Annotated in this window: 1 protein-coding gene and 1 pseudogene; both read left to right on the top strand. The window is 50.7% G+C overall.

Annotated elements, in window-relative coordinates; translation table 11 throughout:
- Positions 1–23 precede the first annotated feature (23 nt).
- Positions 24–128 (top strand): annotated as a pseudogene (locus tag K4A83_RS23865) (RNA-guided endonuclease InsQ/TnpB family protein); the annotation flags it as partial.
- Positions 129–217: 89 nt separating this feature from the next.
- The gene (locus K4A83_RS22750; RefSeq protein ID WP_265267007.1) at positions 218–517 is read left to right on the top strand and encodes a hypothetical protein; all 300 of its coding nucleotides are present in this window, start codon (positions 218–220) and stop codon (positions 515–517) included.
- Positions 518–752: the final 235 nt, after the last annotated feature.

Raw genomic sequence — 752 nt, 5'->3', positions numbered from 1 at the left:
CGCCTACGAAGACTTAAATGTTAAGAGATATCAACGCCGCTATTAACATTTTGAAAAAGGGACTAAGTACGGTAGGGCATACCGGAACTCACGCTTGGGGAGAGATTCCCTCTGGCTTGGTTGGATAGGTCCTGCCAAGTTAAGGAAACTCGTTGAACCAAGAATCCCTCGCTTTCAGCGATGGGAGTGTCAACCTGATAGTAATTGTGAGCAGTTAGTGCCGGAAACGGTCACGGTGGACTTACAGGATGGGATGGAGGAGGCGATCGCACAAGTTTTGAAAAAAAGCGCTCGGGCTGATATTGCCATTGCCGGATATCAAGTCACGGTAAACCCTCAAGGTTTGGCAACAGTTGATTTTCGCCTCTCCCCGAGTAGTCCTCGCCATTTCGCCTCCCTCTCCAGTTGCGAGAAGTTCGCCCTCTTTGGCAGTGTGCGTCAAACCTTAATGAGTAATCGTCAGTGGCAAATTCAAGAGGTGCGTTTTACTGAACAAGGAGCGGATTTAGTTTTGTGACATGAGAAACCGGGTTTTTGCTAGGGTGTATCGAGAAAACTAGACAAGACATGAGAAACCGGGTTTTTGCTAGGGTGTATCGAGAAAACTAGACAAGGAATGCAACCCGGTTTCTGGCTAAAGTTAGTCAAAGTTAGTCAATGACATTACACCCGACTCCCCCGCTCCCCCGCTCCCCTGCTCCCCTGCTCCCCTGCTCCCCTGCTCCCCAGCTCCCCCGCTCCCCTGCTCCCCC

Origin of the sequence: Spirulina subsalsa FACHB-351, from assembly GCF_026130165.1 — a bacterium.
GTDB lineage: Bacteria > Cyanobacteriota > Cyanobacteriia > Cyanobacteriales > Spirulinaceae > Spirulina_A > Spirulina_A subsalsa_A.
This window is presented reverse-complemented; position numbering and strand designations above follow the sequence as displayed.